This is a genomic window from Candidatus Proelusimicrobium excrementi (assembly GCF_937881865.1).
In the GTDB taxonomy this organism is placed as follows: domain Bacteria; phylum Elusimicrobiota; class Elusimicrobia; order Elusimicrobiales; family Elusimicrobiaceae; genus Proelusimicrobium; species Proelusimicrobium excrementi.
Genome location: NZ_CALGEO010000115.1, coordinates 1 through 20,822 on the forward strand (window position 1 = coordinate 1; position 20,822 = coordinate 20,822).

Sequence of the window (20,822 nt, forward strand, 5' to 3'; positions counted from 1 at the left end):
TTATTATTATCTTTAATTGGTAGTTTTTCAATTATATTTATAAGTATATTTTTCTTTACCTTTACTTTTCCACTACCAGAACATTTGTAGCATTTGTCTCTTATGATTTTTCCTTTTCCACCACATTTGCTACAGGTTTTTGGCGTTGTGCAATCAGCCGGAAGCCAATCATGAAAGCAGATTGTCTCCGTTGGCTCTATAGGTGGGGGAGATGTTTTCTTGAACAAAAAGAATACCACAGAAATTACTGCCACAACTACAGCGCATAACAGTAGAATCTTTTTCCACGAGAATTCTTTTCCTTTTATATGCACAACCACATAAAGATCACCGATTTCTCCAGTTTTAGAATTGTATTTCCCCCTGCCGTTGACCTTTATTGTATCCCCGTCTTTGATATCCAGAGGAATTAAGATCTGTTCTTTTCCTCCTTCCACCGGAATCCAAACTAATTCTCCTCTAGGTAGATTCTTCCTTTGAAAGTGAATCTCAGTCGTAACATCCAAATATTTTTTCGGATCTGGAACCGGAAATATATGTTTATTCATATTTTGTTCTGTCACTGCAATCTCTCCCTGTTCATATTCAAGTCTGTCACGCTTGCAAGTATTTTTATCTCCTCGCATTTTTATCGTATTGAACAAAACATCAAATAAGATTCTCAGACATTATTTAGAATCCAATTTTGATTTATAACTATATACTTTTTTTGTTTTTCCGCGCTTTCATAATCGTAAACTTCCATGGAAGAAATATCCGCCACGTCTATATTTACAAGGCCGCTGTCGGTGTTTAAAGAAAGGTTAAATTCGTCCAAATCGACCACGGTTCCGACGAACTCGCCGCCGCCTTTTAAAAGAACGCGGTGCAAATCCGGCATAATAGCCTCGACTTCGCGCTGGTTTATGGATATGGGGCCGTAGCTTGTCTGCACTCTTAAAATATATTCGCCCCTGTCTAAAATGGAACCGTTGATTATAGTGCCGTTTTTAAGTTTAATGGCTTCCGCCCGGCACAGAAAAGGCAGAAGAAGCAAAGTTAAAGTTAAAAATAAAAATCTTTTCATAATATTGACAAATAAGCCGCATAACGCGCAGCTTTTATAAAAGGACGGCGCGGATAAACCGCGCCGTCTTCAGCCTAAAACCTTTATTTATGTTCTACGGCGTGTTTGATTTTTTTAAGGACTTTAAGCACTCTTGAAACGGTAATCATAGCCAAAGCGAAGAAGCCGTAAGTTACTACGACCTGCAGCGTGATTGACAAAGATTCCACCAACGGAGCGCCTTCTTTAAAAGCGTAATACCAAAGCATGGCAAGCACGTAAACCATGTAAAGTAAAGCAAAAACGCTTAAACATTTATAAATTATGCTCAAACCTTTTAAACCAAACAATTTATGAGTAATACAGCATTTGCGTTTGCCGCAGCAAGGCTCTTTTACCGTTTCCACTGCGGTTTCCTGCACGTTTTCTTCTTTTTCTGCCATATAAATAACTCTCCTTTTATTTTAAATCTTCCTGCGCGGCTTCAGCCAGCAAATCGGCTGCGTGCTGCCTGCCGGCCTTTGCACCGTCGCTGCTGCCTATCATTCTTGCTATTTCAAGGACGACGTCTTCCCCCCCAAGCTCGCGCACTTCCACTTCCGTATCCCCGCCTTTAACCGTCTTGGTTATAGAAAAATGCTTCTGCCCGCAAGCGGCGACCTGCGCCAAATGCGTTACGCATATAACCTGTCTGGTTTTTGCGAGTTTCATCATCTTCCGCCCCACCAGCTTGCCGGTAAGGCCGCTTATGCCGGAATCGATTTCATCAAATATCATTGTTTGGCGCGAACCGGCCAAAACGGTTTTAAGGCCCAGCATAAGCCTTGATATCTCCCCTCCGCTGGCTATGTTCCTTAAAGGACGCAAAGCCTGCCCGGGATTGGAGGAAAATAAAAATTCGACCGTGCCGTCGCCTTTGGGGCCCATTTCCGGGCGGGTTTCCAAGCTGACTTCAAAACGAACCTGCCCGAAGCCCAACGGGGCTATTTCCCCGCGGACCAATGCGGCAAGCCTGCCTGCGGCCTCAAGCCTCTTCTTATTTAGTTCCTCATTTAAGGATAGAAGTTTTTTATCCTGTTTTTCAAGGGCTTGTTTAAGTTTTGATACGTTTTCCCCGCTTGAATCCAAATTGCTTATCTTTTCTTTCAAAGACTGCGCGAAGTCCAAAACGTCTTTAAGCGAAGGGCCGTACTTGGCTTTTGCCCGGCGCAGTTCCTCATGGCGGGAAAGCATTTTATCCAAAGCGTCAGGGTCCGCGTCCAAGCCTTCCTGATAGCCCGAACCCGTGGAAGCGACGTCTTCAACTATATTAAGCGCGCCCGAAAGTTCCTCCGCCGCGCTTTCAAGCGTTTTATCCGTTTCGGCCATTTTTCTTAAAGAATCCAAAGCCTTGGAAATACGCTCCGCCGCAGAGCCTTCCATATCGCTGAGGCACTCGTAGACGGTGCGGCTTTCTTCCAAAAGCCTGCCGGAGTTTTTAAGTTTGGGCAAAGCTTCTTCTATTTCTTCGTCCTCGCTTTCGCGCGGGTTTAATCTTTCAATTTCTTCCAGCTGGTATTTGTACAAGTCCAAGGCTCTTTGTTTTTCTTCCGAGGACATTTCCAAAGCCGCCAGCCTGCTTTTTAAATCCTGCAAAATCTGGTATTCCCGTTTAAAAACGGAAAGTTCCTTTTCAAGCCCGGCGAAATTATCAAGCAAATCCAAATGGGCAGAGGCTTTAAAAAGGGACTGATGTTCGTGCTGCCCGTGGAAGTCCACCAAGAAAGAACCTATTTCCGCTAAGTCCCCCACCAAAACGGGTTTATCGTTTATCCAAGCTTTGTTGCGGCCTTTCAAATCAAGCTCGCGCCTGAGAGAAAAAGAATCGCCGCCCAAGCCGAACTTTGAAACGGTTTCTTTATCCAATCCTTCGGCGGAAAATTCCGCACTGACAATCATCTTCCGCGCGCCCTGTTTTATAATGCCGCTGTCGCCGCGCGCGCCGAGCAAAAAGCCCAAAGCTTCTATTACTATGGATTTGCCCGCGCCGGTTTCCCCGGTAAACACGTTCAGCCCCGGCCCGAAAGCAAGCTTTAAGGAGGAAATTATCGCAAAATCTTTAATTTCTATGGTTTTTAGCATTATCTTCCGCCCCATTTAAGCTTTATGCTGAGTATATTGAAAAAATCATAATCCTTAGGGAAAAGCACATTTATCCCGTTGCCGTATTTGCTTAAAATTATCTCGTCGCCGCAGTCAAGAGGGAAGTTTACCTGTCCGTCCAAACTCAGGACCGAAGCCGACTGGCTCTTGTCGGAAATGACTTTTATGCGCGTTTCGCCCGATCCCGGCAGAACAAGCGGCCTTTGGTTTAAAGTGTGAGGGCAAATAGGCGTAAGTATAAAGACGTCCAAACTCGGTTCCACTATCGGTCCCCCAGCGGCAAGGTTGTAAGCCGTTGAGCCTGTCGGCGTGGAAAGCAAAATGCCGTCAGCCGTATATTCCTTAATAGCTTGGGAAGAATACTCCGCCAGCAAAGTAATGCTCCTGGGTGAAACCGCTTTTACGGCGGCTTCGTTTAAAGCCGAGGAGAAAAACACTTCCTCGCCTTTGCGGATTACCGAAGCTTTAAGCATCATCCTGCGCTGGGATATAAAATTGTCGTTTTTGATTTCTTCAAGTAAATTTTCAAAATTCAAACCGGCTTCGGCCGAGGCCAAAAAGCCCAAATGGCCAGCGTTTATCCCAAGTATTTTTATCCCTTTTTCAGCCGCGGCGCGCGCCGTCTTTAATATTGTGCCGTCGCCGCCTACGGAAAAAATTATATCCGTATCCGGCAAAACGTCGCTTAAAGAAAGAGCGTAATCCGGGAAATAATGTTTAATCCCGGCCTTTTCCGCAGCTTTTGCAAACAAAGCCCCGGCAGCCGCGCAGCTTTCGCGCTCAGGATTAAAAAATATAGCCGCTTGCCTTATTTCCATATATATAAATTCTAGCAAATTAACCTTTCTATTTAACAAGCAAATAAGTTAGAATAATCCTATGCAAATCCCCTTCAAAAAAACGCTTTTCTCCTTATTTTTTATAACGCTGTGCCTAAATGCTTCGGCGCAATACGCGGACGTCGTAAAACAAGAGGGAAGGAAAGTTTATTTTGACGTTTCCGCCATGAGCAGATTCCCGCAGGAAGGGGACTTTTTTGAAGTTATCCTCCCCGGCGTGGAAATTACCAACCCGAAAACGGGAAAAGTGCTTGGAAGGGAAGAGGGCGAAAGAGTCGCCGGGAAAGTAGTAAAAACCAAAGATCTTTACGCGATAGGCTTTTTAGATAAAAATATAGATGTTGCGGGTTCCTGCGCGGAATTTACAAGCAAGGCCGCGCGGGCCAAGATGCCGCTGTTCCTTGACGGGGAATTTCCTGAGCAAAACTCTTTAAAGCCGCTCTGGCAAAGTTCGCCTATGGAGGCCTCCCCCCGTTTTGCGGCCGTATGCGATTTTGACGGCGACGGCAAAAACGAAATCGCTTTAAGTTTTAAAGAGGGCAACAGCGTAAAAGTATTTTCCCTGGGCGATAAACGCGAACTTAAAGAAGAAGCCCGATATAACGTAGCCGCAATCAAAAACATTTTGGCTTTGGACTGCGGCGATTTGCAAAATTCCGGCGCGGCGGTATTGTTCGTTACGGTTTTTAATCCTGCGGACGAAAGTTTTAACGTAATTCCTTTAAGTCTGGAAGACGGAGGCCTTAAAGCCGGCAAAGTTTTTGAGGGCCTGGTCCAAGGCATAGCCCCTTATAACAGGCCGCGGGTTTTATATACGCAAAAAATCGTCAAAATCGGTTCAAAATATTATCTAAGCAAACCCGCCAAGCTGGAGTTTAAAAACAAAAAATACGAATCCGGGCAGGAGCTTAACGTCCGAGGATTAAACGCGATTTTCGGCTTTAATATGGCGGACTTAACAAATGACGGCATATTAACGCCCGTCTATATAACCGCCAACGGCAAAATAAGGGCCGGGTTTGACGAACCAAAAGATTTTTCCTTAAACGAAAGCGGCAGAGATTTTGCCTTTTCGCCAAATACTTTCAATTTCAGCGGAGTCAAACAAAACCTGTATACTCCGCTGGCCGTATTTACAAGCGGGGAAAAGCAAAACCTTTTTATAGCGGCTTTGCAAAACGACAAATCCGCCAAAAACGCGAATTTGTATTTCCTTAAATGGCTGGGAGCGAACTTCGCCAAGTATAAAGTTTTTACGCTGCCCGCGCCGGTTTACGATATGAAGCAAGGGGACTTCGGCCCTTTCAAAGATGTTCTTATACTGCCTTTGGCTTTTGACAAAAAAGGCGCGCTTGCGGTTTACGCGGCGGACAATATTTAATATATTAGATTAAAGAAGATTTATTCTTTACCCGATTTTACATATTTAACTTTCAGGAGATTTTTATGAACACAACTTGCCCCCAGCCCGTACAAGAGGAGGTTATCAGCCTTTTGGATCACGGATTTGTTAAACTTATAGATTTTATGGGCAGCGATTTAAGAACCGTCAACGCCGCGAGGGTTTCTTTCGGCGGGGTAAGCAAAGGCGAAGAAAAAGACAAAGCCCTCATAAAATATCTTATGGAGCACAAACACCTTTCCCCTTTTGAACATTGCACATTCCAATTCCATATAAAATGCCCCATTTTCGTGGCAAGGCAGTGGATGAGGCACAGAATAGCCTCTTATAACGAAGTCAGCGCAAGATATACGGAAGTCAAAGACGAATTTTATATTCCTTCCGAGTTCAGAGTGCAGGATACGCACAACAAACAAGGCTCTTTGGCCAGCAAAGATCTTGACAATGAAACCCTTTTAAAAATCTATATAGACAGCATTGAAGCTTCTTACCGGGCTTATCAGCGGCTGCTTAAAGCCGGCGTCGCCAAGGAAATGGCGCGCGGCCTTTTGCCCGTAAGCCAGTACACGCAGTTTTACTGGACGGTCAACGCGAGAAGTTTGCTTAACTTTATTTCCTTAAGGGCCGACGGACACGCCCAATACGAAATCCGCGTTTACGCCGAAGCCATAGAAAAGATTTTTAAACAAAAGCTTCCCTGGACATGGGCCGCTTTTGAAGCTTTGCAAAATAAAATTTAAAACCTCCGGCTGGGCCGGCGGCTTAAACAAAATTAAGGAGAACTTTATTTATGAGAGTACTGGGCATGATTATGGCCGGCGGAAAAGGGGAAAGGCTTTTCCCGCTGACTAAAGAAAGATCCAAACCTTCGGTTCCTTTCGGCGGGAAGTACAGGATTATAGATTTCGTTCTTTCAAACTTCGTCAATTCCAATATATTTTCTTCCTATATATTGGTGCAGTATTTATCGCAGTCTTTAATTGAGTATTTAAGAACCAGCTGGCCCACGCAGGGCATCAGCAGGGATCACTTCCTGACGGTGGTGCCCCCGCAAATGCGTTTAGGCGAACATTGGTACAGAGGCACGGCCGATTCCATACGCCAAAACATCAGCCTTATAAACGATTTTAATCCGGATTTGGTTGTGATTTTCGGCGCGGACCACATTTACAGAATGGATATTTCCAAGATGATAGACTTCCATATCAAAAACCGCGCGGACGTTACGGTTGCAGCCAATGTGGTTCCTTTGAAAGAAGCTTCGGCATTCGGCGTAATGGCCGTTGACGACACCAACAGAATTATAGATTTTGAAGAAAAACCGAAAAACCCGCACCCGATACCGGGCAAAAGCAAAAGCGCGTATATTTCCATGGGCAATTATATTTTTGACAAGAACGTCCTGCTGAAAATATTGCAGCAAAAATACTGCGATATTCCTTCATTGGATTTCGGCAAAAACATCATTCCAGTAATACTTAAATCGCACAGAACTTTCGCTTATGATTTTCCCTCGGACAAACTTGCCGGTTTAAGGCCTTATGAGGAGCAGGGCTATTGGCGCGACGTCGGCACGATAGAAGCCTATTGGCAGGCAAATATGGATCTTTTGGGGGAAAAACCCAAATTCGATTTAAACAATCCCTACTGGCCGATAAACACTTCCGTGCATAATCTTCCGCCTACGTCTTATCTCGGCGGGACGGTTGAAAACAGTATGCTCAGCAACGGCTGCGTAATACACCCCAAAACTTTAATCAAAAACAGCGTTTTGGCCAGCAATGTCGTCGTTATGGAGGGCGCGGTAATTGAAGACAGCATAATTATGGACTCCTGCGTAATCGGCAAAAACTGCCGCATAAAAAAGACTATTATGGACCGCTTCAACAATATAGAGGCCGGCAGCAAAATAGGCCTTAACCATGAGGAAGATATACAAAATTACTATATCGACCCTTCGGGCATAGTCGTAATACCGCGCGGAAGGACTAAATTTCTGTGATAAAAAAGATAAAACTTTTAAACAAAGACGAAATTTACGCCATACTCGGCGTACAGGACAGAAATCTAAAAGCCCTGGAAAAAGAGTTTAAAATAACCGTCACCATAAGCTACGACGACGAAAACGGCGACGCGGAACTTTCTTTAAACGGTTTGCATTCTCGCGTGGACAAAGCTTACGCCAAAATCCAAAAGAATTTAGACATCCTGAGAGTTCCGCCCGCGCCGAACGCCTCCGCAGAAGAAAAAGTTCCTTTTGCGGGCGGGGTGGTGTTCCGCCCGGCGCACGCGTCCCCGGTAAAACCGCGCACGCAAAACCAAAACGAATACATAAAACTTATTTGGGACCGCGACCTTATAATCTGCACGGGCCCGGCCGGCACGGGGAAAACTTTTTTAGCGGCCGCCTGCGCTTTAAGGGCTTTGCAGCTGGGCATGACCGGTAAAATAGTCGTAACCCGCCCGATAGTGGAAGCCGGGGAAAAGTTGGGCTTTCTGCCGGGCGACATCAATGAAAAGGTAGACCCGTACCTCAGGCCGGTTTATGACGCTTTCCAAGCCATGCTCGGCGCGGAAAGGTTCAACGCTTTGAGGGACGCCGCCGTAATAGAAATAGTCCCCCTCGCCTATATGAGGGGCCGCACTCTTGAAAACGCTTTTATTATTTTGGATGAGGCGCAAAACGCCAGCCCGGAACAAATAAAAATGTTCCTGACGCGTATGGGGCTTAACTCAAAAATAATAGTAACGGGCGACATAACGCAAATAGATTTGCCCTCTTCCAAACAAAGCGGGCTTATAAGCGTTAAAAAGATTTTGGGAAAGGTTCCTCAGATAGGCTTCTTTGAGTTTGAAAACGCCGACATAGTGCGCCATCCTTTGGTCAAAGAAATAATACAAGCCTATGACAAGTGGGAGAAAAAATGCAAATAAACGTTTTTTACCGCCCCGAAATACCCAAATATTACCGCAAAACTTCCGTATATAAAAATATAGTCTTGAAGGCTTTGGGCAAATCGGCTTCCCTTAAAGGGGAAGTCAACATAATTTTTGTCGGGGAAAAGGAAATCCACCAAATCAACCGTTCCTATATAGGGCACGATTACGTAACCGACGTTATTTCTTTCAATTATCCTTTTGACAAAAAAACGGGCGGCCCTTTCGGAGACGTATTCGTATGTACGGCCCAAGCCAAAAGGCAGGCCGCGGAACAAAAGCATTCGGCTTTGTTTGAAAACGCGGTCTTGGCCGCGCACGGCTCTTTGCATTTGGTCGGCTGGGACGACGCCACTTTGGAACTTCGCAATAAAATGAACGCCCGCGCCGAAAGCATAGTAAGCTTGTTCCTGTAAAAATTGGGATAATTAATCAGTCGTCGTTTTCGCTAAGGACAGCCACGCGTGCTGGGCCGTAGCGGTTGGCGCGTTTATCGGCGGGAAAAAGCAAAAATATTATAAAAAACAAATGCAGATAAGTGGCGAAAGTGAAAAATCCGTAAATGTTTAACAGAACAAGCGCGCAAACCGCCGCCACAAGCCACCAGGAAGTCATATTCAAATCGTGCAGACGGCGGGAATCTATGGCGGCTATGCCAAGCCCTATTGAAAAAAGCATAATCACGCTGATACCCGTCTGAGCCCAATCCAAAAAAGAAGCCGACGCCGCCGGTCCGCTTAAAACCGAAACCGTAAAATTGCCGAAAAAGGCCAGCCCCAGCAACACCGCAAGCAAACAGACGTTTACCAAGGCTATCATTATATGCGCCAAAATAAATTCCCTTATCCCGGCGCGGCCTTTAAAATCAAAATAATGTCTTACGGCTTTTTCGGCAAGCTGCATAAATTCCTCCGTCAGTCCCCGGATTTGGCCGCGCGGCGCGCTTTGCGCTTGGCAAGACGCTCGGCTTTGGTTTCGCGGCGTTTGTATCCGCCGATTCTATCGGGCAAAGCGGAAACTTCCTCATCCACTTCGCTTCCGTTCCATTCAAATTCTTTGCCGCAGGCAACTATTACGCTGCCGTCGGTTACACCCTCTTTAAGCAAGGCTTTTTCCAAACCTATCTTTTTAAATATGCCGCGCAGACGCTGCACCGCTTCCGGCTGGGAAAAATTGGTCATCGAAATGAATTCTTCTATCTTTTTCCCGCTTATTTGTACGCGGTCTTCATCCAAACGAGTAACGGTAAACATCGGCGCAACGGCGTGAATCGCCGGCCCGGCGGTTTTTATCTCTTTGGGGGCGACAATCGGATTCTTGGCCAATATTTTTATTATTTCGTCCAAAACCTTGCCTATTCCCTGCGCCGCCGCGGCGGAAATCAGAAATACCGGCATTTTGGCGTATTTCTTTTTTACTTTTTCAAACACTTTTTCCGCACCTTCTATATCGGCTTTGTTTATTACCAAAATCCTTGGTTTTTTATAAAGTTCTTTGCTGAAGTTTTTAAGTTCGTCTTCAATAACTTTAATTGATTTTAAAGCGTCCAAACCGTCAAAGCCCTGAGGGTCCGTCATATGCACCAAAACGCGCGTGCGTTCTATGTGTTTTAAAAACTGATGCCCCAACCCTTTGCCGTCGCTGGCGCCCTCGATAATGCCGGGGATATCGGCCACGACAAAGCTTTTGCCTTTATGCGTGCATATCCCCAAATTCGGGTTTAAAGTGGTAAAAGGATAATCCGCTATTTTGGGGCGCGCCGCCGATACGGCCGAAAGGAAAGTGCTCTTCCCGGCGTTGGGGAAACCAACCAATCCGACGTCGGCCAAAACTTTAAGTTCCAAAATAAGAGTAACTTCTTCCCCGGGCTGGCCGTTTTCGGCTATTCTCGGGGCGGTATTGGTTTGAGTCTTAAAACTTTGATTGCCTCTGCCGCCTCTGCCGCCGCGGGCCACCAAAGCGCGCTGGCCGGGCAAAGTTAAATCTGCTATTGTAACGCCGTCTTGTTTTACGACGGTGCCCAAAGGCACCAATATAACTTTATCTTCGGCGTCTTCGCCGGTTTTATTGTAAGTGCCGCCCTTTGCGCCGTTGCCGGCCTCTATATGAGGGTTATATGCAAGCTCCTGCAAAGTGGTAAGATTGGGTTCGGCCTGCAAATAAACGTCGCCGCCGCGCCCGCCGTTTCCGCCGTTGGGGCCGCCGAATTCAATAAACTTTTCCCTTCTGAACGAAAGGCATCCGTCGCCGCCTTTCCCGGCTTTTACGTAAATTTTGACTCTGTCTAAAAAATTATTCGCCTGCATATGACTTTTGGCCCTCTGTATTGTGATTTATTATATTTTACCTTTTATAAATTTTATAGTACATACGGCATATTATCAAGCCCGCGCAAACGTACGGGGGCGTTACGCCGCGCCAAACTGTTTATATAAAAGCCATTAAAAAAGCGGAGAGCTTTTACGCCCTCCGCTTTTAACCAAACTAAAAAAGTTTATTTTTTAGCTTCCTCTTTGGGATAAACAGAAACTTGCTGTTTGCCCTTTTTAGCCCATTCGAATGTAACAATACCCGAAACTCTGGCAAAGAGGCTGTCGTCGCTGGCTTTGGAGACGTTGTTGCCCGGCAATATTTTGGTGCCGCGCTGTTTAAGAATAATCTCGCCGGCGTTCACGAACTGTGAACCGTATCTCTTAACACCAAGCCTTTGACCGTGACTGTCCCTTCCGTTTGAGGAGGAACCTTGTGCTTTTGTATGTGCCATTGTTATTCACCTATTCTTGGCTTAAAGCCGGTTATAAGATTATTTCTTTAATCTTGATTTCTGTAAGATTTTGTCTGTGGCCCATGGTTCTTTCATAACCTTTTTTGGGTCTTTTCTTGAAAACAATAATCTTGCGACCGCGTAAATGTCTTACGACTTCAGCGGTGACCTTGGCGGTTTTGGCCGCTTTGGCATCTGACGAGGTACCTTCGGCTTCAGCGGCCCACAAAGCTTTAAGCTCTACGGTAGCGCCGACTTCGGCTTCCAGTTTTTCAACCTGCAGATTTTGACCGGGGGTTACCCAGTACTGTTTTCCACCTGTTTCTATTATTGAATACATAGTAATATAATTTTACCAAAAAAAGCGGGAAATAGCCATTTACGCTTTTACTGCAAAGCGCAAGGCCGGCTTAATTCGGTTTAAAAGGCGTCGCCGCCTTTATTTTATTATACAAAATTACGCGTTTTTGCGGTTCGCGGCCCTAAAATTGATAGAATATTCTTATGCAAAAAGTTTTGGTAGGTTTAAGCGGCGGAGTGGATTCCGCCATGGCGGCTCTCCTCTTAAAGGAGCGGGGCTATGACGTTATCGGGGCGATTATGTCCATTTGGGACGAATCCATGCCGGCCCCGAAAGTTTCCGGCCACGCCTGTTTGGGCCCGGAGGAGGAAGATATCGCCGAAGCCCAAAAAGTGGCGGACTTCCTTAAAATACCTTTTAAAGTTATAGACTGCCGCGAAGAATATAAACAAATAGTCTTGGGCAATTTTAAAGACGAATACAAAGCGGGCCGCACTCCCAACCCTTGCATATGGTGCAACAGCTATGTAAAATTCGGCGCGCTGCCAAAAAGCGCGCGCAGGAACGGAATTGACTTTGACAAATTCGCCACCGGCCATTACGCCGTAATAGATTTTGACGAAAATTCCAAACTTTGGCGGCTTAGAAAAGGCAAAGACGACAATAAAGACCAAAGCTATTTCCTTTACCGCTTAGGGCAAGAACAACTTTCGCAAACTCTGTTCCCGCTGGGCTCTTACACCAAGCCGGAAATAAGAAGCCTTGCCCTTAAATACAATCTGCCCGTCGCCGACAAAGCCGACAGTCAGGATTTTTACTGCGGCGATTACAACGACATCCTTAAATTTGAACCGAAACCGGGTAAAATCGTAGATAAAACCGGCAAAGTTTTGGGCGAACACCAAGGCGTATGGAACTATACCATAGGCAAAAGAAAAGGCCTTACCGGCGGAGGGAGCGAAAGGCCGCTTTACGTCGTCAAAATAGACGTAAAAAACAATCAGATAATAGCCGGTTACAAAGAAGATTTATTTTCTTCCGAGCTTGTTGCGGATAAAGTTAACTGGTGTTCAGTAAGCAAGCCGGAGAATGAAATAAAATGCCTCGTAAAAATAAGACGCCAGCATATACCCGCTTCGGCCGCGGTAAAACCGCTTGAAGACGGCAAAGTAAAAATCACTTTTGACGAGCCGCAAATGTCCGTAACGGCGGGACAAAGCGCGGTTTTCTATGACGGGGATATCGTCTTGGGCGGCGGTATAATACAATAAAGGGGGTTTTATGAAACGCCTTCTTACGTTCTGTTTGCTTTTAAATTTAGTTTTGTTGACGGGCTGTTCTTCCGAAACAAAAAATCAGGCTTGGTATAACAACCAGGCTTTTGTAAAGGCTTTGCTGATTTCGGATTTCAACTCCGTCAGCGGATATCTTTACACCTCAAACATAGACGTAAAAGGCAAGGACAAAAACGGCGAAACGCCCCTAACTTTGGCCGTAAAAAACACAAGCGACGCCCAAATAATAAAAGTTCTGCTTGAGGCCGGAGTAAACGCCGAAGACGCAAATAAAGAAGGATATACGCCGCTCCTTTTGGCCGCAAAGAATAATATCAACCCGAATATAGCCAAACTGATATTAATGACGGGCGCGGACATTGAAAGGGCCGATCCCTCCGGGAAGACGCCCCTTATTTTGGCGGCCTCGGAAAACAAAAACAAAAACGTGCCGCTTTTACTGCTCGCGGCAGGCGCAAAAGGCAGAGAAAGCGAAGCTTTCCGCCGGGCTGTAACTTCAAACATAAATTTTTCCGACAAAGACGTTCAGGCTTTGCTTAAAGATAAAATAGGATATACGGTCAAAATACCTTGGTATAACAGCAAAGTTTTTAAAAACGCTTTGGCTTCCGGCGACCTTAAACAAATAGCCTCATCCGCCGCACGTACCGACCTTGCCGCAAAAGATCCTTCTTCAGACAAAGACGCGGCTTCCCTGCTGGAAGAAGATAAAAATCCCAAAAAGCTTTTCATTTTCGCAAAGTTCGGGGCCGATTTAAACGCGCGCGACGAAAACGGCAAAACCATGCTTTACAAAGCCGCCGAACAAGGCGACGGAGCTTGGCTTACGGCCCTGCTTAAAGCCAAGGCCGACCCAAATATCCGCGCGAAGGACGCAAGCACTCCGCTTATGGCCGCGGCGGAAAACCGTCCGGACCAACAAGAAAACATTACCGCTTTGATTAAAGCCGGGGCGGAAATAAACGCCGGATATAACAGGGAAGGCTCCTCTTTGCTGTTTAAACTTATAGAAGAAAACAAAGACATTAAATTAATAGAATTCCTTATAAAATCCGGCGCGGAAGTAAACATCAAAAATATTCCCGGCGACACCCCGCTGATAACCGCCGCAAAATATTCCAAAGACCCTAAAATAATCGAGCTCCTGCTGGAAAACAAAGCCAATATAGACGCAAAAAACAGGCAAGGTTTTACGGCCCTTTTAACGGCGGCGGCAAATAACGAAGAACCCAAAATAGCCTTGGCTTTGTTTAAGAAAAGCAAAAATAAACTTGATGAGGGCCACGCCTTGGATTTTGCCGCGCAAAACCCCAATAAAGAAGTTTACAACGCACTGATAGGGGAAATCAACGCCGAAGTTTCCGCGCGCAAAAACGCCAACGACAAAAACGATTCTTCAATTTGGTTTAACAATAAAGTGCTTGTGTCCGCAATAAGGAAAAGCGACGCATCCGCATTAAAAAGAGAACTTAAAAAAGAAAAAGAACTCAACTTGGAAGCTTTAATGCAAGGGCAGTTCAACGCGCTTATGCTGGCTGCGGCTTTCAGCAAAACCGCAGAGCCGATTAAGCTTTTGGTTGAAGCCGGCGCAGACGTAAACGGCACGAACAACAACGGCGACACTCCTTTAATGACTGCGGTGCTTACAAATAAAAATCTTCCGGCGATACAAGCTTTGATAGAAGCCGGTGCGGACGTAAACGCCGTAGATTCAAAAGGCACCAGCGTAATTATGGCGGCGGCAAACAAGAACCCCAATGAAAGAGTGCCGATACTGCTTCTGCAAGGCGGCGCAAATGTGCCCGACACAAGAGCGCTTTTGCAATACGCCAAAAGCAACGGCAATAAAAAAGTTTATGAACTGCTGAAGAAAGTTTTTACGAAACCGGTAGGTCAATCCCAAAAGTCATAATTGGAGTCAAAACGTATTCCGAATTTGACCGCGGCCGCAAAACCGCCCGCATGGGAAAGGTCATAATCGTTTGAACCTATAAACCGAGCCCAGTTATATCTGCCCTCAAAAGCGACAAACGTGCTGTTGTAAAAATTAATTTCCGCCCCCAAGCCGGCGGACAGGGCGAAACCGGCCAAAGTGTCATATTGTTTATCGTCGTTATTATGCTTTATTCTTTTTGTTATGCGGGCGAACTCCAGCCCGGCGCCGAGCGGAACGTAAATGGAAATTTTTGATTTTGACGGCGCAAGCAAATAAACTTTCGTTAAAAACAGAGGTCTGTACCGTTCCATGCGGAAATCAGTATTTACGCCGTCCAAATCAATGCTTTTCCCGTAGCCGTTGTTTAAATAGCTGAAATCAAGCCCCGCGGCCAAATAATCGTTTATAAACCCAAGCCCCGTAAAACCGGCGGAAAAACCTCCCCCGCCGAAATCCGTTTTAACTCCGTTGATATCTTTTTCCGCGTCGGAAGATGCAACCCCGCCGTATATGGAAAATTCCATCGGATAAACCGAACCTGCGTTAAAGCCTTGGCCTAAAGCCCAGCCCGCGCACAAAAAACATAAAGCAAAAACGGAAACAAGTTTTGCGGTTTTCATTTATCTATTTCTCTTTTTTTGCCGCTTTCAAAGCTTTCTCTTTGGCCTTGGCGGCTTTCCATAAAGCCAGGGCTTCTTCCGGACTGGCGGCCTTTTCCCCGCCGAAAACGTGCGGATGACGGCGTATAAGTTTTTGGTTTATGCCGTTTATTACGTCCCTTATGCTGAATCTGTTTTGCTCTTCCGCTATCGCGGCGTGGAAAACCACCTGCAAAAGGACGTCGCCCAGCTCCTCGCAAAGGTTTTCGTCGTCTTTATTTTCTATTGCGTCAATCACTTCCTGGCTTTCTTCGCGCAGGTTTTTGATAAGGCTTTCATGCGTCTGCGCTTTATCCCATTGGCATCCGCCGGGCCCGAGCAAAGCAAAAAGAGTATCGTTAAGTTCGCCGAACAAACGGCATGCTTCTTTATCGTTTTTCATTCTTCCACTCCGACCGCCTCGGGCTGCCCCTCGGCGTTAAATTCCAAATATTCAAATTTACCGGCAAAAACTTTTTCCATACCGACGTCAACGGCCAGAATTTTCCCGTCTTCGCTGCGTACTATCCGCCCCGTCCTCGTGTGCCCGACCACTTGTTTATAGGGCATATACGAATGTTCGCTTATCAAAGAAGATAAATCCTCCCAAAAAATGCCGCCGTATCTGTCTTTGCCCCCGCGCAAACGGCTTACGTTAAAAATCTCGTGATTATAAGAATCGTTTTTGACGGCGTCGTAAAAAACGTCGTTTATATGATCGGCTATTTTGGAAAGGCTTGGCTTTTTAAGGCCGATTTCTTCCTTCAAAACGGGATACAGCCCGTCGCAAACGCCGGCGTGCGTAAACAAATAATTCCTGGCCGCATAAGCCGCCTGCCACGCGCCCGAAAGAATACCCCTTATAAGCTTCTTGCGGAACGCCTCAATCTGGAAGTACGGCAGGGAAGTTATAAAATAGTTCTTCCTTAAAATTTCAAGCTCGTGATTGCCTACAAGCCTGACAACTCTTCCCCCGGCCTTCTTTGCCTGCAAGGCAAGCACGTCAAGAAGGCGGTCTATTTCAAGGGGGCTGTCGCCGCGGTCTAAAATATCGCCTATCTGCACAAGCGTGGCTTTGCCGCCGCACCAGTTAAGCTCCGGGTCCATAAGACCGGCTGAAATCAAAACCGCGCTGAAAGAATAATAATCGCCGTGGGCATCCCCTATAACATAAACCTTGCGGAGTTTGTTTTTTGCCATATTTTAATTATACCAATGTAAATACTATAATAGTAATATTAATGATTAAACTTAACAGATTTGACAAAGCCAAAAAAGCCGTACAAAAGCTTTTAGGCGTGCGCGACACTCTTACAAACAAAACGGCTTTGCTGCTTAACAGTTTCGACGGAAGCCCGGTCAAAAGCCTGCCGGACGCCGTCTTGGAAATTAAAGATATTTCCAAACTGCCGAAACTTATACAAATTTTAGATTCTTTTAACATACCTTTCGTCCCGCGCGCCGCCGGCACCAATCACGACGGCGGAGCCGTAGCCATTAAAGGCGGCGTTATACTGAATCTTAACCATTTGGACGAAATAGAACAAATCAACACGGAAGAAAAATACGCCCGCGTTCAATGCGGGACCGTAAACGGAAATTTACAAAAAGCTTTGGATAAACTCGGCTTCTTTTACGCGCCCGACCCGGCCAGCAAGGAATTTTCCACCGTTGGCGGCAACGCCTCTTTAGGGGCAGGCGGACCCAAAACCTTAAAATACGGGGCGACTTCCGCCAATCTGTTAAAAGCCGAATTTATTTTGCCCGACGGCGAAACTCTGCTTTTGGATAAGGCCGCGCCTGGCCCCGATCTTTTGGGCCTGCTTGTAAGAAGCGAGGGCACTTTGGGGCTTGCTTCAAGATTATGGGTAAAAATAAAACCGAAAAACCCATATAAAAAAACCATACTGGCATTTTTCCCGGATTTGCAAAGCACCATGCTGTGCGTAAAAGATATTATTTCCGCAGGTATAATACCCTCCGCGCTTGAAGCGATGGACTTCCACACTTTAAAAGCCGCCAAAACGGATGTTGAAGCCGGGGCCCTGCTGATAATAGAACTTGACGGCAAAAAAAGCGAACTTGCCGCACAAGCCGAAAAAGTTTTGAAATTCTGCTCCGAAAGAAAAGCTCTCGGCGCGAAATCGGCCGACAACGAAGAACAGGCCAAAGCTTTATGGCAAAGCAGACTGGCGGCCGCGGCGGCCTTGGCAAGCTTGGGAACGGGGCTTATTTCCTTGGATTGCGCCGTAAGCCGCTCAGATTTGCCGCGCATAATAACGGAAATTTCAACAATTTTCGCCAAATACGGGCTTAAAGCGGGCATAGTATTCCACGCCGGCGACGGAAATTTGCACCCTAATATAGCCTTTAACGAAAACAATTTATACGAACTTTCAAAAATAAAAAAAGCCGTCAAGGAAATACACACGGCGGTATGCCTTTGCGCCGGCACAATCAGCGCGGAGCACGGCATCGGCGTGGAAAAACGCGCCGTAATGGCGATGATGTTTGACGCCGGCACTTTAAATTGCTTTAGGAAAATCAAACAAGCTTTGGATCCCAAAAATCTGGCGAACCCGGATAAAGTTCTGCCGATAGCTTCCGTTTCCCAAAAAATCCTCACCCCGCCGGAGCGAATAAAATATTTAATCGAAACCGTTAAAAAAGCCAATGCGGAAAAAACCGTTTTAAACCTCTGTGGGCTTAACACAAAAATAAAACTTAAAGGCAAAAACAATCTGAGTTTAAAAAATTTAAACAAGATAATTGAAGTGGACAAAACAAATTATACTCTTACGGCCGAACCCGGTATAAACGTAAAACATTTGGCCGAAGAACTGGAAAAAGAAAATCTTTTTCTGCCGTTTGCGCCCGGCAAAGGCAGTTTGGGCGGAGAGTTTTGCTCAAAAAACTCGCCGGAACTTAAAGATTACGTTACCGCACTGGACGTAATTTTGCCCGACGGAACTTTTATACAATACGGCGGCAAATACGTCAAAAACACCGCCGGTTACGACTTGGCCGCGCTGTTTTCGGGCTCGCGCGGAGCTTACGGCATAGTAACTTCATTGACGATAAGGCTTTTGCCTTTCAAACCTAAAACGGCAAAGCCTGCGGCTTTTGCGCCGTGGCGGCCAAAAGCCGTTGAAAGGAAGTTAAAATCCGCGCTGGACGCAAACAATATTCTTAATCCGTTTTACTTTGAGGAAGCTCCGCATGAAAATTAAATACGCCAAACTGCCGCCCGCACCGGCGAAATACCCGCGGGAAAGCCGATTGAACTTCCTCATAAAAAACAAGGGCCCCTTTGACGAAGAACAAGCCGCACGCACCTGTACGCGCTGCGGGGCGTGCCTGCAAAAATGCCCAAGCTTCAGGGCTTTAAAGAGCGAGATCTATTCCCCGCGCGGGCGGGCGCAGCTTTTAAGATTTTTCTTTGAAAAGAAACTGACGGCAAAACAAGACAGAAAGGATATGCTTAATTCCGTCCGTTCCTGTTTTATGTGCGGCTCCTGCACGTCTTTTTGCCCGCCTAAAACGCCCGTACCGGATTTAATGTTTTCCTTCGGCAACGCTTTGGGCGGCCCCTCAAAAACAAAAGGCTCTCGCCTGCTCAGATTTTTTTACATCGCCGCGGCGAAACTTAAAATTAAAAACGCTCTTAAAAAACAAAAAGACGCGGATAAAAAAATTATCTTCGCGCCGTCTTTTTATGCTTCTTCCCAAGTAAAAAACATTTTGGATATTGTAAATTCTTCCGGCTTTAAAGCAGAAGCGGATTTTTCCGCGATGAGTTTGGAAGTTTCTTATTTTTCCGCCGACATAAAAAAAATTAAAAAAGCCCTTTCCGCGCTGCTTAAAACCGCGCAGAACTCGCCGGATACGCCGATAGTGACAGACGGCTGGGAAGCTTACGCCGTGCTTAAAAAAGCTTCTTTGTTCGGGCAAGATTTCGCCCCGTTGGAAAGCCGCGCAAAATTCCTTACGGAATATATGCGCCCCGTCAAAAAATTTAAGGGCGATATCCCTTTTAAAAAAATCATTGTCTGCCAAAGCGACGTCGCCTTAAACGCCGAACTCTTTACCGAACAAATACGCAAACTTTTAATTTGCCCCAAAAAACTTTTTTTGATAGAGTGTATTCAAAGCAAAGAATTGCCGCCGGCGGCGGCCGCGCATTGGGTTAAAATAAAAGGGGAAGACGCCGTAAAAAAACAAAGCGCGCAAAACCTTTGCGATATCGGCGCGGATTGTATTATAGTTTGCTCGCACGCGGACAAAAAACTTTTTGAAATTTTGGCCAAATGCCAAAACCCGCGCCCCGTAGTTTTGCACATATCCCAAATACCGGAAGTATTCTATGCCAAAGATTGAAGCTCAAACGCCGACCGATAAAGACAAACTGGATTTGCTGGTGGAATTCGGCTGGAGGGTTTCGCATGAAACCAATCTCGACGCATTGCTGGATCTTACCGCAAAGCAAATAACGCATATTTTGGGCGTTAAAAGGTGCTTTATTTTCATAAAGGACGAAGACGCAAAAGAGTTATGGTCCAAAACGGCAAGCGGCAAAGGATTGGAATACACGGAAATACATTTGCCTCTTTCGGGGACGAGCATAGCCGCGAGGATCTGCAAAGACGGCCACACCATTAATCTGCCCGACGCTTATGCGGACGAAAGATTTTCCAAAGAAATAGATTTGGTTACGGGTTTTAAAACCAACTCCCTTTTGGCGGTACCGCTCAAAAACAAGGAAAACATTACAATAGGCGTACTTCAGGTAAGCAATAAAAACGACGCGACAGCGTTTTCAAAAAAAGACGAAGGCCTCCTAAAACTTATGGCCAATCTGGCCGCAGGCAAAATAGAAATAGCCAAGCTTTACGACGAAGTGAAGCTTTCAAACCTGGAAACGATTTACCGCCTTGCCATAACCGCCGAGTACCGCGACCAAGACGACACCAAACGCCATATTGAAAACATCGGTCAAGTAAGCTATTTGATAGCCAAAGGCCTTAATCTGGAAGAAGCCCGCGCCGAAACAATAAGGCACGCCAGTACGCTGCACGATATCGGCAAAATAGCAATACCGGATAATATTTTGTTAAAGCCGGGCAAACTTACCGCGGAAGAATTTGACGTCATGAAAAAGCACACCGTTTACGGCGGCAAGATCTTGGAAGACGCAAAATCCACCCTGTTAAAACTGGCTTACAGAACAAGCCTCTTCCACCACGAGAAATTCAACGGAACAGGCTATCCGCAGGGTCTTAAAGGGGAGGAAATACCGCTTGAAGCCCGTATAGTGGCAATAGCGGACGTGTTTGACGCTTTATGTATGAAACGCTGTTATAAAGAGCCGTGGGACGTTCAAAAAGCTTATCAATTTATAATAAGCCAAAGCGGGCTTTCTTTTGATCCGCGCGTGGTGCAAGCTTTTAAAAAGAAATTCCCTAAAATAAAAGCTTTATATGAAACGCACAAAGAAGAATAACCCACGGGCAAGCGTTTTAAGCC

General features: G+C 45.9%; 22 protein-coding genes. 10 read left to right on the plus strand and 12 right to left on the minus strand.

Going from position 1 to position 20,822, the window contains the following annotated elements; translation table 11 throughout:
* From ACQY26_RS05200 to ACQY26_RS05220, 5 genes are all read right to left on the minus strand, one after another.
* The coding region (locus ACQY26_RS05200; protein WP_428048086.1) for a DnaJ C-terminal domain-containing protein at nucleotides 1-563 on the minus strand (563 nt) is incomplete at its 3' end.
* A 98-nt stretch (nucleotides 564-661) separates the two neighbouring features.
* Nucleotides 662-1,066, minus strand: a complete 405-nt coding sequence (locus tag ACQY26_RS05205; RefSeq protein WP_428048087.1) for a hypothetical protein — start codon at nucleotides 1,064-1,066, stop codon at nucleotides 662-664.
* Nucleotides 1,067-1,149: 83 nt separating this feature from the next.
* Nucleotides 1,150-1,488: a hypothetical protein gene (locus tag ACQY26_RS05210; RefSeq protein WP_428048088.1), complete on the minus strand. Its 339-nt coding sequence runs from the start codon at nucleotides 1,486-1,488 to the stop codon at nucleotides 1,150-1,152.
* A 16-nt stretch (nucleotides 1,489-1,504) separates the two neighbouring features.
* Nucleotides 1,505-3,166, minus strand: a complete 1,662-nt coding sequence (gene recN / locus ACQY26_RS05215; protein ID WP_428048089.1) for a DNA repair protein RecN — start codon at nucleotides 3,164-3,166, stop codon at nucleotides 1,505-1,507.
* Nucleotides 3,166-4,005, minus strand: coding sequence for an NAD(+)/NADH kinase (locus ACQY26_RS05220; protein ID WP_428048090.1), 840 nt, complete (start codon nucleotides 4,003-4,005; stop codon nucleotides 3,166-3,168). The genes recN and ACQY26_RS05220 overlap by 1 nt, the downstream gene beginning before the upstream one ends.
* Before the next feature lie 61 nt (nucleotides 4,006-4,066).
* Between ACQY26_RS05220 and ACQY26_RS05225 the strand changes: the two genes are divergently transcribed.
* The 5 genes from ACQY26_RS05225 to ybeY all read left to right on the plus strand — a co-directional run bounded on the left by ACQY26_RS05225 (nucleotide 4,067) and on the right by ybeY (nucleotide 8,781).
* Nucleotides 4,067-5,407 (plus strand): hypothetical protein, encoded by a 1,341-nt coding sequence (locus ACQY26_RS05225; RefSeq protein ID WP_428048091.1) that lies wholly within the window; start codon nucleotides 4,067-4,069, stop codon nucleotides 5,405-5,407.
* A 65-nt stretch (nucleotides 5,408-5,472) separates the two neighbouring features.
* A complete protein-coding gene (thyX, locus tag ACQY26_RS05230; RefSeq protein WP_428048092.1) occupies nucleotides 5,473-6,168 on the plus strand; it encodes an FAD-dependent thymidylate synthase in 696 nt (231 codons plus the stop codon).
* 50 nt (nucleotides 6,169-6,218) lie between these two features.
* Nucleotides 6,219-7,430: a glucose-1-phosphate adenylyltransferase gene (glgC, locus tag ACQY26_RS05235; RefSeq protein ID WP_428048093.1), complete on the plus strand. Its 1,212-nt coding sequence runs from the start codon at nucleotides 6,219-6,221 to the stop codon at nucleotides 7,428-7,430.
* Nucleotides 7,427-8,362, plus strand: coding sequence for a PhoH family protein (locus tag ACQY26_RS05240; protein ID WP_428048094.1), 936 nt, complete (start codon nucleotides 7,427-7,429; stop codon nucleotides 8,360-8,362). The genes glgC and ACQY26_RS05240 overlap by 4 nt, the downstream gene beginning before the upstream one ends.
* Entirely contained in the window at nucleotides 8,353-8,781 is a 429-nt protein-coding gene (ybeY, locus tag ACQY26_RS05245) for an rRNA maturation RNase YbeY (RefSeq protein WP_428048095.1), read from the plus strand. The genes ACQY26_RS05240 and ybeY overlap by 10 nt, the downstream gene beginning before the upstream one ends.
* Nucleotides 8,782-8,797: 16 nt before the next feature.
* Here the strand turns inward: ybeY and ACQY26_RS05250 are convergent, their stop codons facing one another.
* From ACQY26_RS05250 to rplU, 4 genes are all read right to left on the minus strand, one after another.
* Nucleotides 8,798-9,268 (minus strand): DUF805 domain-containing protein, encoded by a 471-nt coding sequence (locus ACQY26_RS05250; RefSeq protein WP_428048096.1) that lies wholly within the window; start codon nucleotides 9,266-9,268, stop codon nucleotides 8,798-8,800.
* Nucleotides 9,269-9,279: 11 nt separating this feature from the next.
* Nucleotides 9,280-10,671, minus strand: coding sequence for a GTPase ObgE (gene obgE / locus ACQY26_RS05255; RefSeq protein ID WP_428048097.1), 1,392 nt, complete (start codon nucleotides 10,669-10,671; stop codon nucleotides 9,280-9,282).
* Nucleotides 10,672-10,859: 188 nt separating this feature from the next.
* Nucleotides 10,860-11,129: a 50S ribosomal protein L27 gene (rpmA, locus tag ACQY26_RS05260; RefSeq protein ID WP_428048098.1), complete on the minus strand. Its 270-nt coding sequence runs from the start codon at nucleotides 11,127-11,129 to the stop codon at nucleotides 10,860-10,862.
* 31 nt (nucleotides 11,130-11,160) lie between these two features.
* Nucleotides 11,161-11,469: a 50S ribosomal protein L21 gene (gene rplU, locus ACQY26_RS05265; protein WP_428048099.1), complete on the minus strand. Its 309-nt coding sequence runs from the start codon at nucleotides 11,467-11,469 to the stop codon at nucleotides 11,161-11,163.
* A gap of 164 nt (nucleotides 11,470-11,633) precedes the next feature.
* Between rplU and mnmA the strand changes: the two genes are divergently transcribed.
* Nucleotides 11,634-12,701: a tRNA 2-thiouridine(34) synthase MnmA gene (gene mnmA, locus ACQY26_RS05270; RefSeq protein ID WP_428048100.1), complete on the plus strand. Its 1,068-nt coding sequence runs from the start codon at nucleotides 11,634-11,636 to the stop codon at nucleotides 12,699-12,701.
* A 10-nt stretch (nucleotides 12,702-12,711) separates the two neighbouring features.
* On the plus strand, nucleotides 12,712-14,637 hold the full coding sequence (locus ACQY26_RS05275) for an ankyrin repeat domain-containing protein (RefSeq protein ID WP_428048101.1): 1,926 nt from the start codon (nucleotides 12,712-12,714) through the stop codon (nucleotides 14,635-14,637).
* On the opposite strand, the gene ACQY26_RS05280 is transcribed toward ACQY26_RS05275, so the two are convergent.
* The 3 genes from ACQY26_RS05280 to ACQY26_RS05290 are packed head-to-tail and all read right to left on the minus strand — an operon-like array spanning nucleotide 14,619 to nucleotide 16,499.
* Entirely contained in the window at nucleotides 14,619-15,281 is a 663-nt protein-coding gene (locus ACQY26_RS05280; protein ID WP_428048102.1) for an outer membrane beta-barrel protein, read from the minus strand. The two genes, ACQY26_RS05275 and ACQY26_RS05280, sit on opposite strands and share 19 nt — an antisense overlap.
* 4 nt (nucleotides 15,282-15,285) lie before the next feature.
* Entirely contained in the window at nucleotides 15,286-15,702 is a 417-nt protein-coding gene (locus ACQY26_RS05285; protein ID WP_428048103.1) for a MazG nucleotide pyrophosphohydrolase domain-containing protein, read from the minus strand.
* Nucleotides 15,699-16,499 carry a metallophosphoesterase gene (locus ACQY26_RS05290; protein WP_428048104.1) on the minus strand — a complete coding sequence of 267 codons (801 nt, stop codon included), beginning with the start codon at nucleotides 16,497-16,499 and terminating at the stop codon, nucleotides 15,699-15,701. Before ACQY26_RS05290 ends, ACQY26_RS05285 begins: the two co-directional genes overlap by 4 nt.
* Nucleotides 16,500-16,540: 41 nt before the next feature.
* Between ACQY26_RS05290 and ACQY26_RS05295 the strand changes: the two genes are divergently transcribed.
* The 3 genes from ACQY26_RS05295 to ACQY26_RS05305 are packed head-to-tail and all read left to right on the plus strand — an operon-like array spanning nucleotide 16,541 to nucleotide 20,799.
* A complete protein-coding gene (locus ACQY26_RS05295; protein ID WP_428048105.1) occupies nucleotides 16,541-18,529 on the plus strand; it encodes an FAD-binding oxidoreductase in 1,989 nt (662 codons plus the stop codon).
* Nucleotides 18,519-19,676 carry a 4Fe-4S dicluster domain-containing protein gene (locus tag ACQY26_RS05300; protein ID WP_428048106.1) on the plus strand — a complete coding sequence of 386 codons (1,158 nt, stop codon included), beginning with the start codon at nucleotides 18,519-18,521 and terminating at the stop codon, nucleotides 19,674-19,676. The genes ACQY26_RS05295 and ACQY26_RS05300 overlap by 11 nt, the downstream gene beginning before the upstream one ends.
* Entirely contained in the window at nucleotides 19,663-20,799 is a 1,137-nt protein-coding gene (locus ACQY26_RS05305) for an HD domain-containing phosphohydrolase (RefSeq protein WP_428048107.1), read from the plus strand. Before ACQY26_RS05300 ends, ACQY26_RS05305 begins: the two co-directional genes overlap by 14 nt.
* The last annotated feature ends 23 nt before the right edge of the window (nucleotides 20,800-20,822 follow it).

What these genes read in the sequence shown, in the direction of transcription:
- ACQY26_RS05205 (WP_428048087.1), bottom strand. Translation starts at nt 1,066, where the DNA reads ATGAAAAGATTTTTATTTTTAACTTTAACTTTGCTTCTTCTGCCTTTT.
- ACQY26_RS05210 (WP_428048088.1), bottom strand. Translation starts at nt 1,488, where the DNA reads ATGGCAGAAAAAGAAGAAAACGTGCAGGAAACCGCAGTGGAAACGGTA.
- recN (WP_428048089.1), bottom strand. Translation starts at nt 3,166, where the DNA reads ATGCTAAAAACCATAGAAATTAAAGATTTTGCGATAATTTCCTCCTTA.
- ACQY26_RS05220 (WP_428048090.1), bottom strand. Translation starts at nt 4,005, where the DNA reads ATGGAAATAAGGCAAGCGGCTATATTTTTTAATCCTGAGCGCGAAAGC.
- ACQY26_RS05225 (WP_428048091.1), top strand. Translation starts at nt 4,067, where the DNA reads ATGCAAATCCCCTTCAAAAAAACGCTTTTCTCCTTATTTTTTATAACG.
- thyX (WP_428048092.1), top strand. Translation starts at nt 5,473, where the DNA reads ATGAACACAACTTGCCCCCAGCCCGTACAAGAGGAGGTTATCAGCCTT.
- glgC (WP_428048093.1), top strand. Translation starts at nt 6,219, where the DNA reads ATGAGAGTACTGGGCATGATTATGGCCGGCGGAAAAGGGGAAAGGCTT.
- ybeY (WP_428048095.1), top strand. Translation starts at nt 8,353, where the DNA reads ATGCAAATAAACGTTTTTTACCGCCCCGAAATACCCAAATATTACCGC.
- ACQY26_RS05250 (WP_428048096.1), bottom strand. Translation starts at nt 9,268, where the DNA reads ATGCAGCTTGCCGAAAAAGCCGTAAGACATTATTTTGATTTTAAAGGC.
- obgE (WP_428048097.1), bottom strand. Translation starts at nt 10,671, where the DNA reads ATGCAGGCGAATAATTTTTTAGACAGAGTCAAAATTTACGTAAAAGCC.
- rpmA (WP_428048098.1), bottom strand. Translation starts at nt 11,129, where the DNA reads ATGGCACATACAAAAGCACAAGGTTCCTCCTCAAACGGAAGGGACAGT.
- rplU (WP_428048099.1), bottom strand. Translation starts at nt 11,469, where the DNA reads ATGTATTCAATAATAGAAACAGGTGGAAAACAGTACTGGGTAACCCCC.
- mnmA (WP_428048100.1), top strand. Translation starts at nt 11,634, where the DNA reads ATGCAAAAAGTTTTGGTAGGTTTAAGCGGCGGAGTGGATTCCGCCATG.
- ACQY26_RS05275 (WP_428048101.1), top strand. Translation starts at nt 12,712, where the DNA reads ATGAAACGCCTTCTTACGTTCTGTTTGCTTTTAAATTTAGTTTTGTTG.
- ACQY26_RS05280 (WP_428048102.1), bottom strand. Translation starts at nt 15,281, where the DNA reads ATGAAAACCGCAAAACTTGTTTCCGTTTTTGCTTTATGTTTTTTGTGC.
- ACQY26_RS05285 (WP_428048103.1), bottom strand. Translation starts at nt 15,702, where the DNA reads ATGAAAAACGATAAAGAAGCATGCCGTTTGTTCGGCGAACTTAACGAT.
- ACQY26_RS05290 (WP_428048104.1), bottom strand. Translation starts at nt 16,499, where the DNA reads ATGGCAAAAAACAAACTCCGCAAGGTTTATGTTATAGGGGATGCCCAC.
- ACQY26_RS05295 (WP_428048105.1), top strand. Translation starts at nt 16,541, where the DNA reads ATGATTAAACTTAACAGATTTGACAAAGCCAAAAAAGCCGTACAAAAG.
- ACQY26_RS05300 (WP_428048106.1), top strand. Translation starts at nt 18,519, where the DNA reads ATGAAAATTAAATACGCCAAACTGCCGCCCGCACCGGCGAAATACCCG.
- ACQY26_RS05305 (WP_428048107.1), top strand. Translation starts at nt 19,663, where the DNA reads ATGCCAAAGATTGAAGCTCAAACGCCGACCGATAAAGACAAACTGGAT.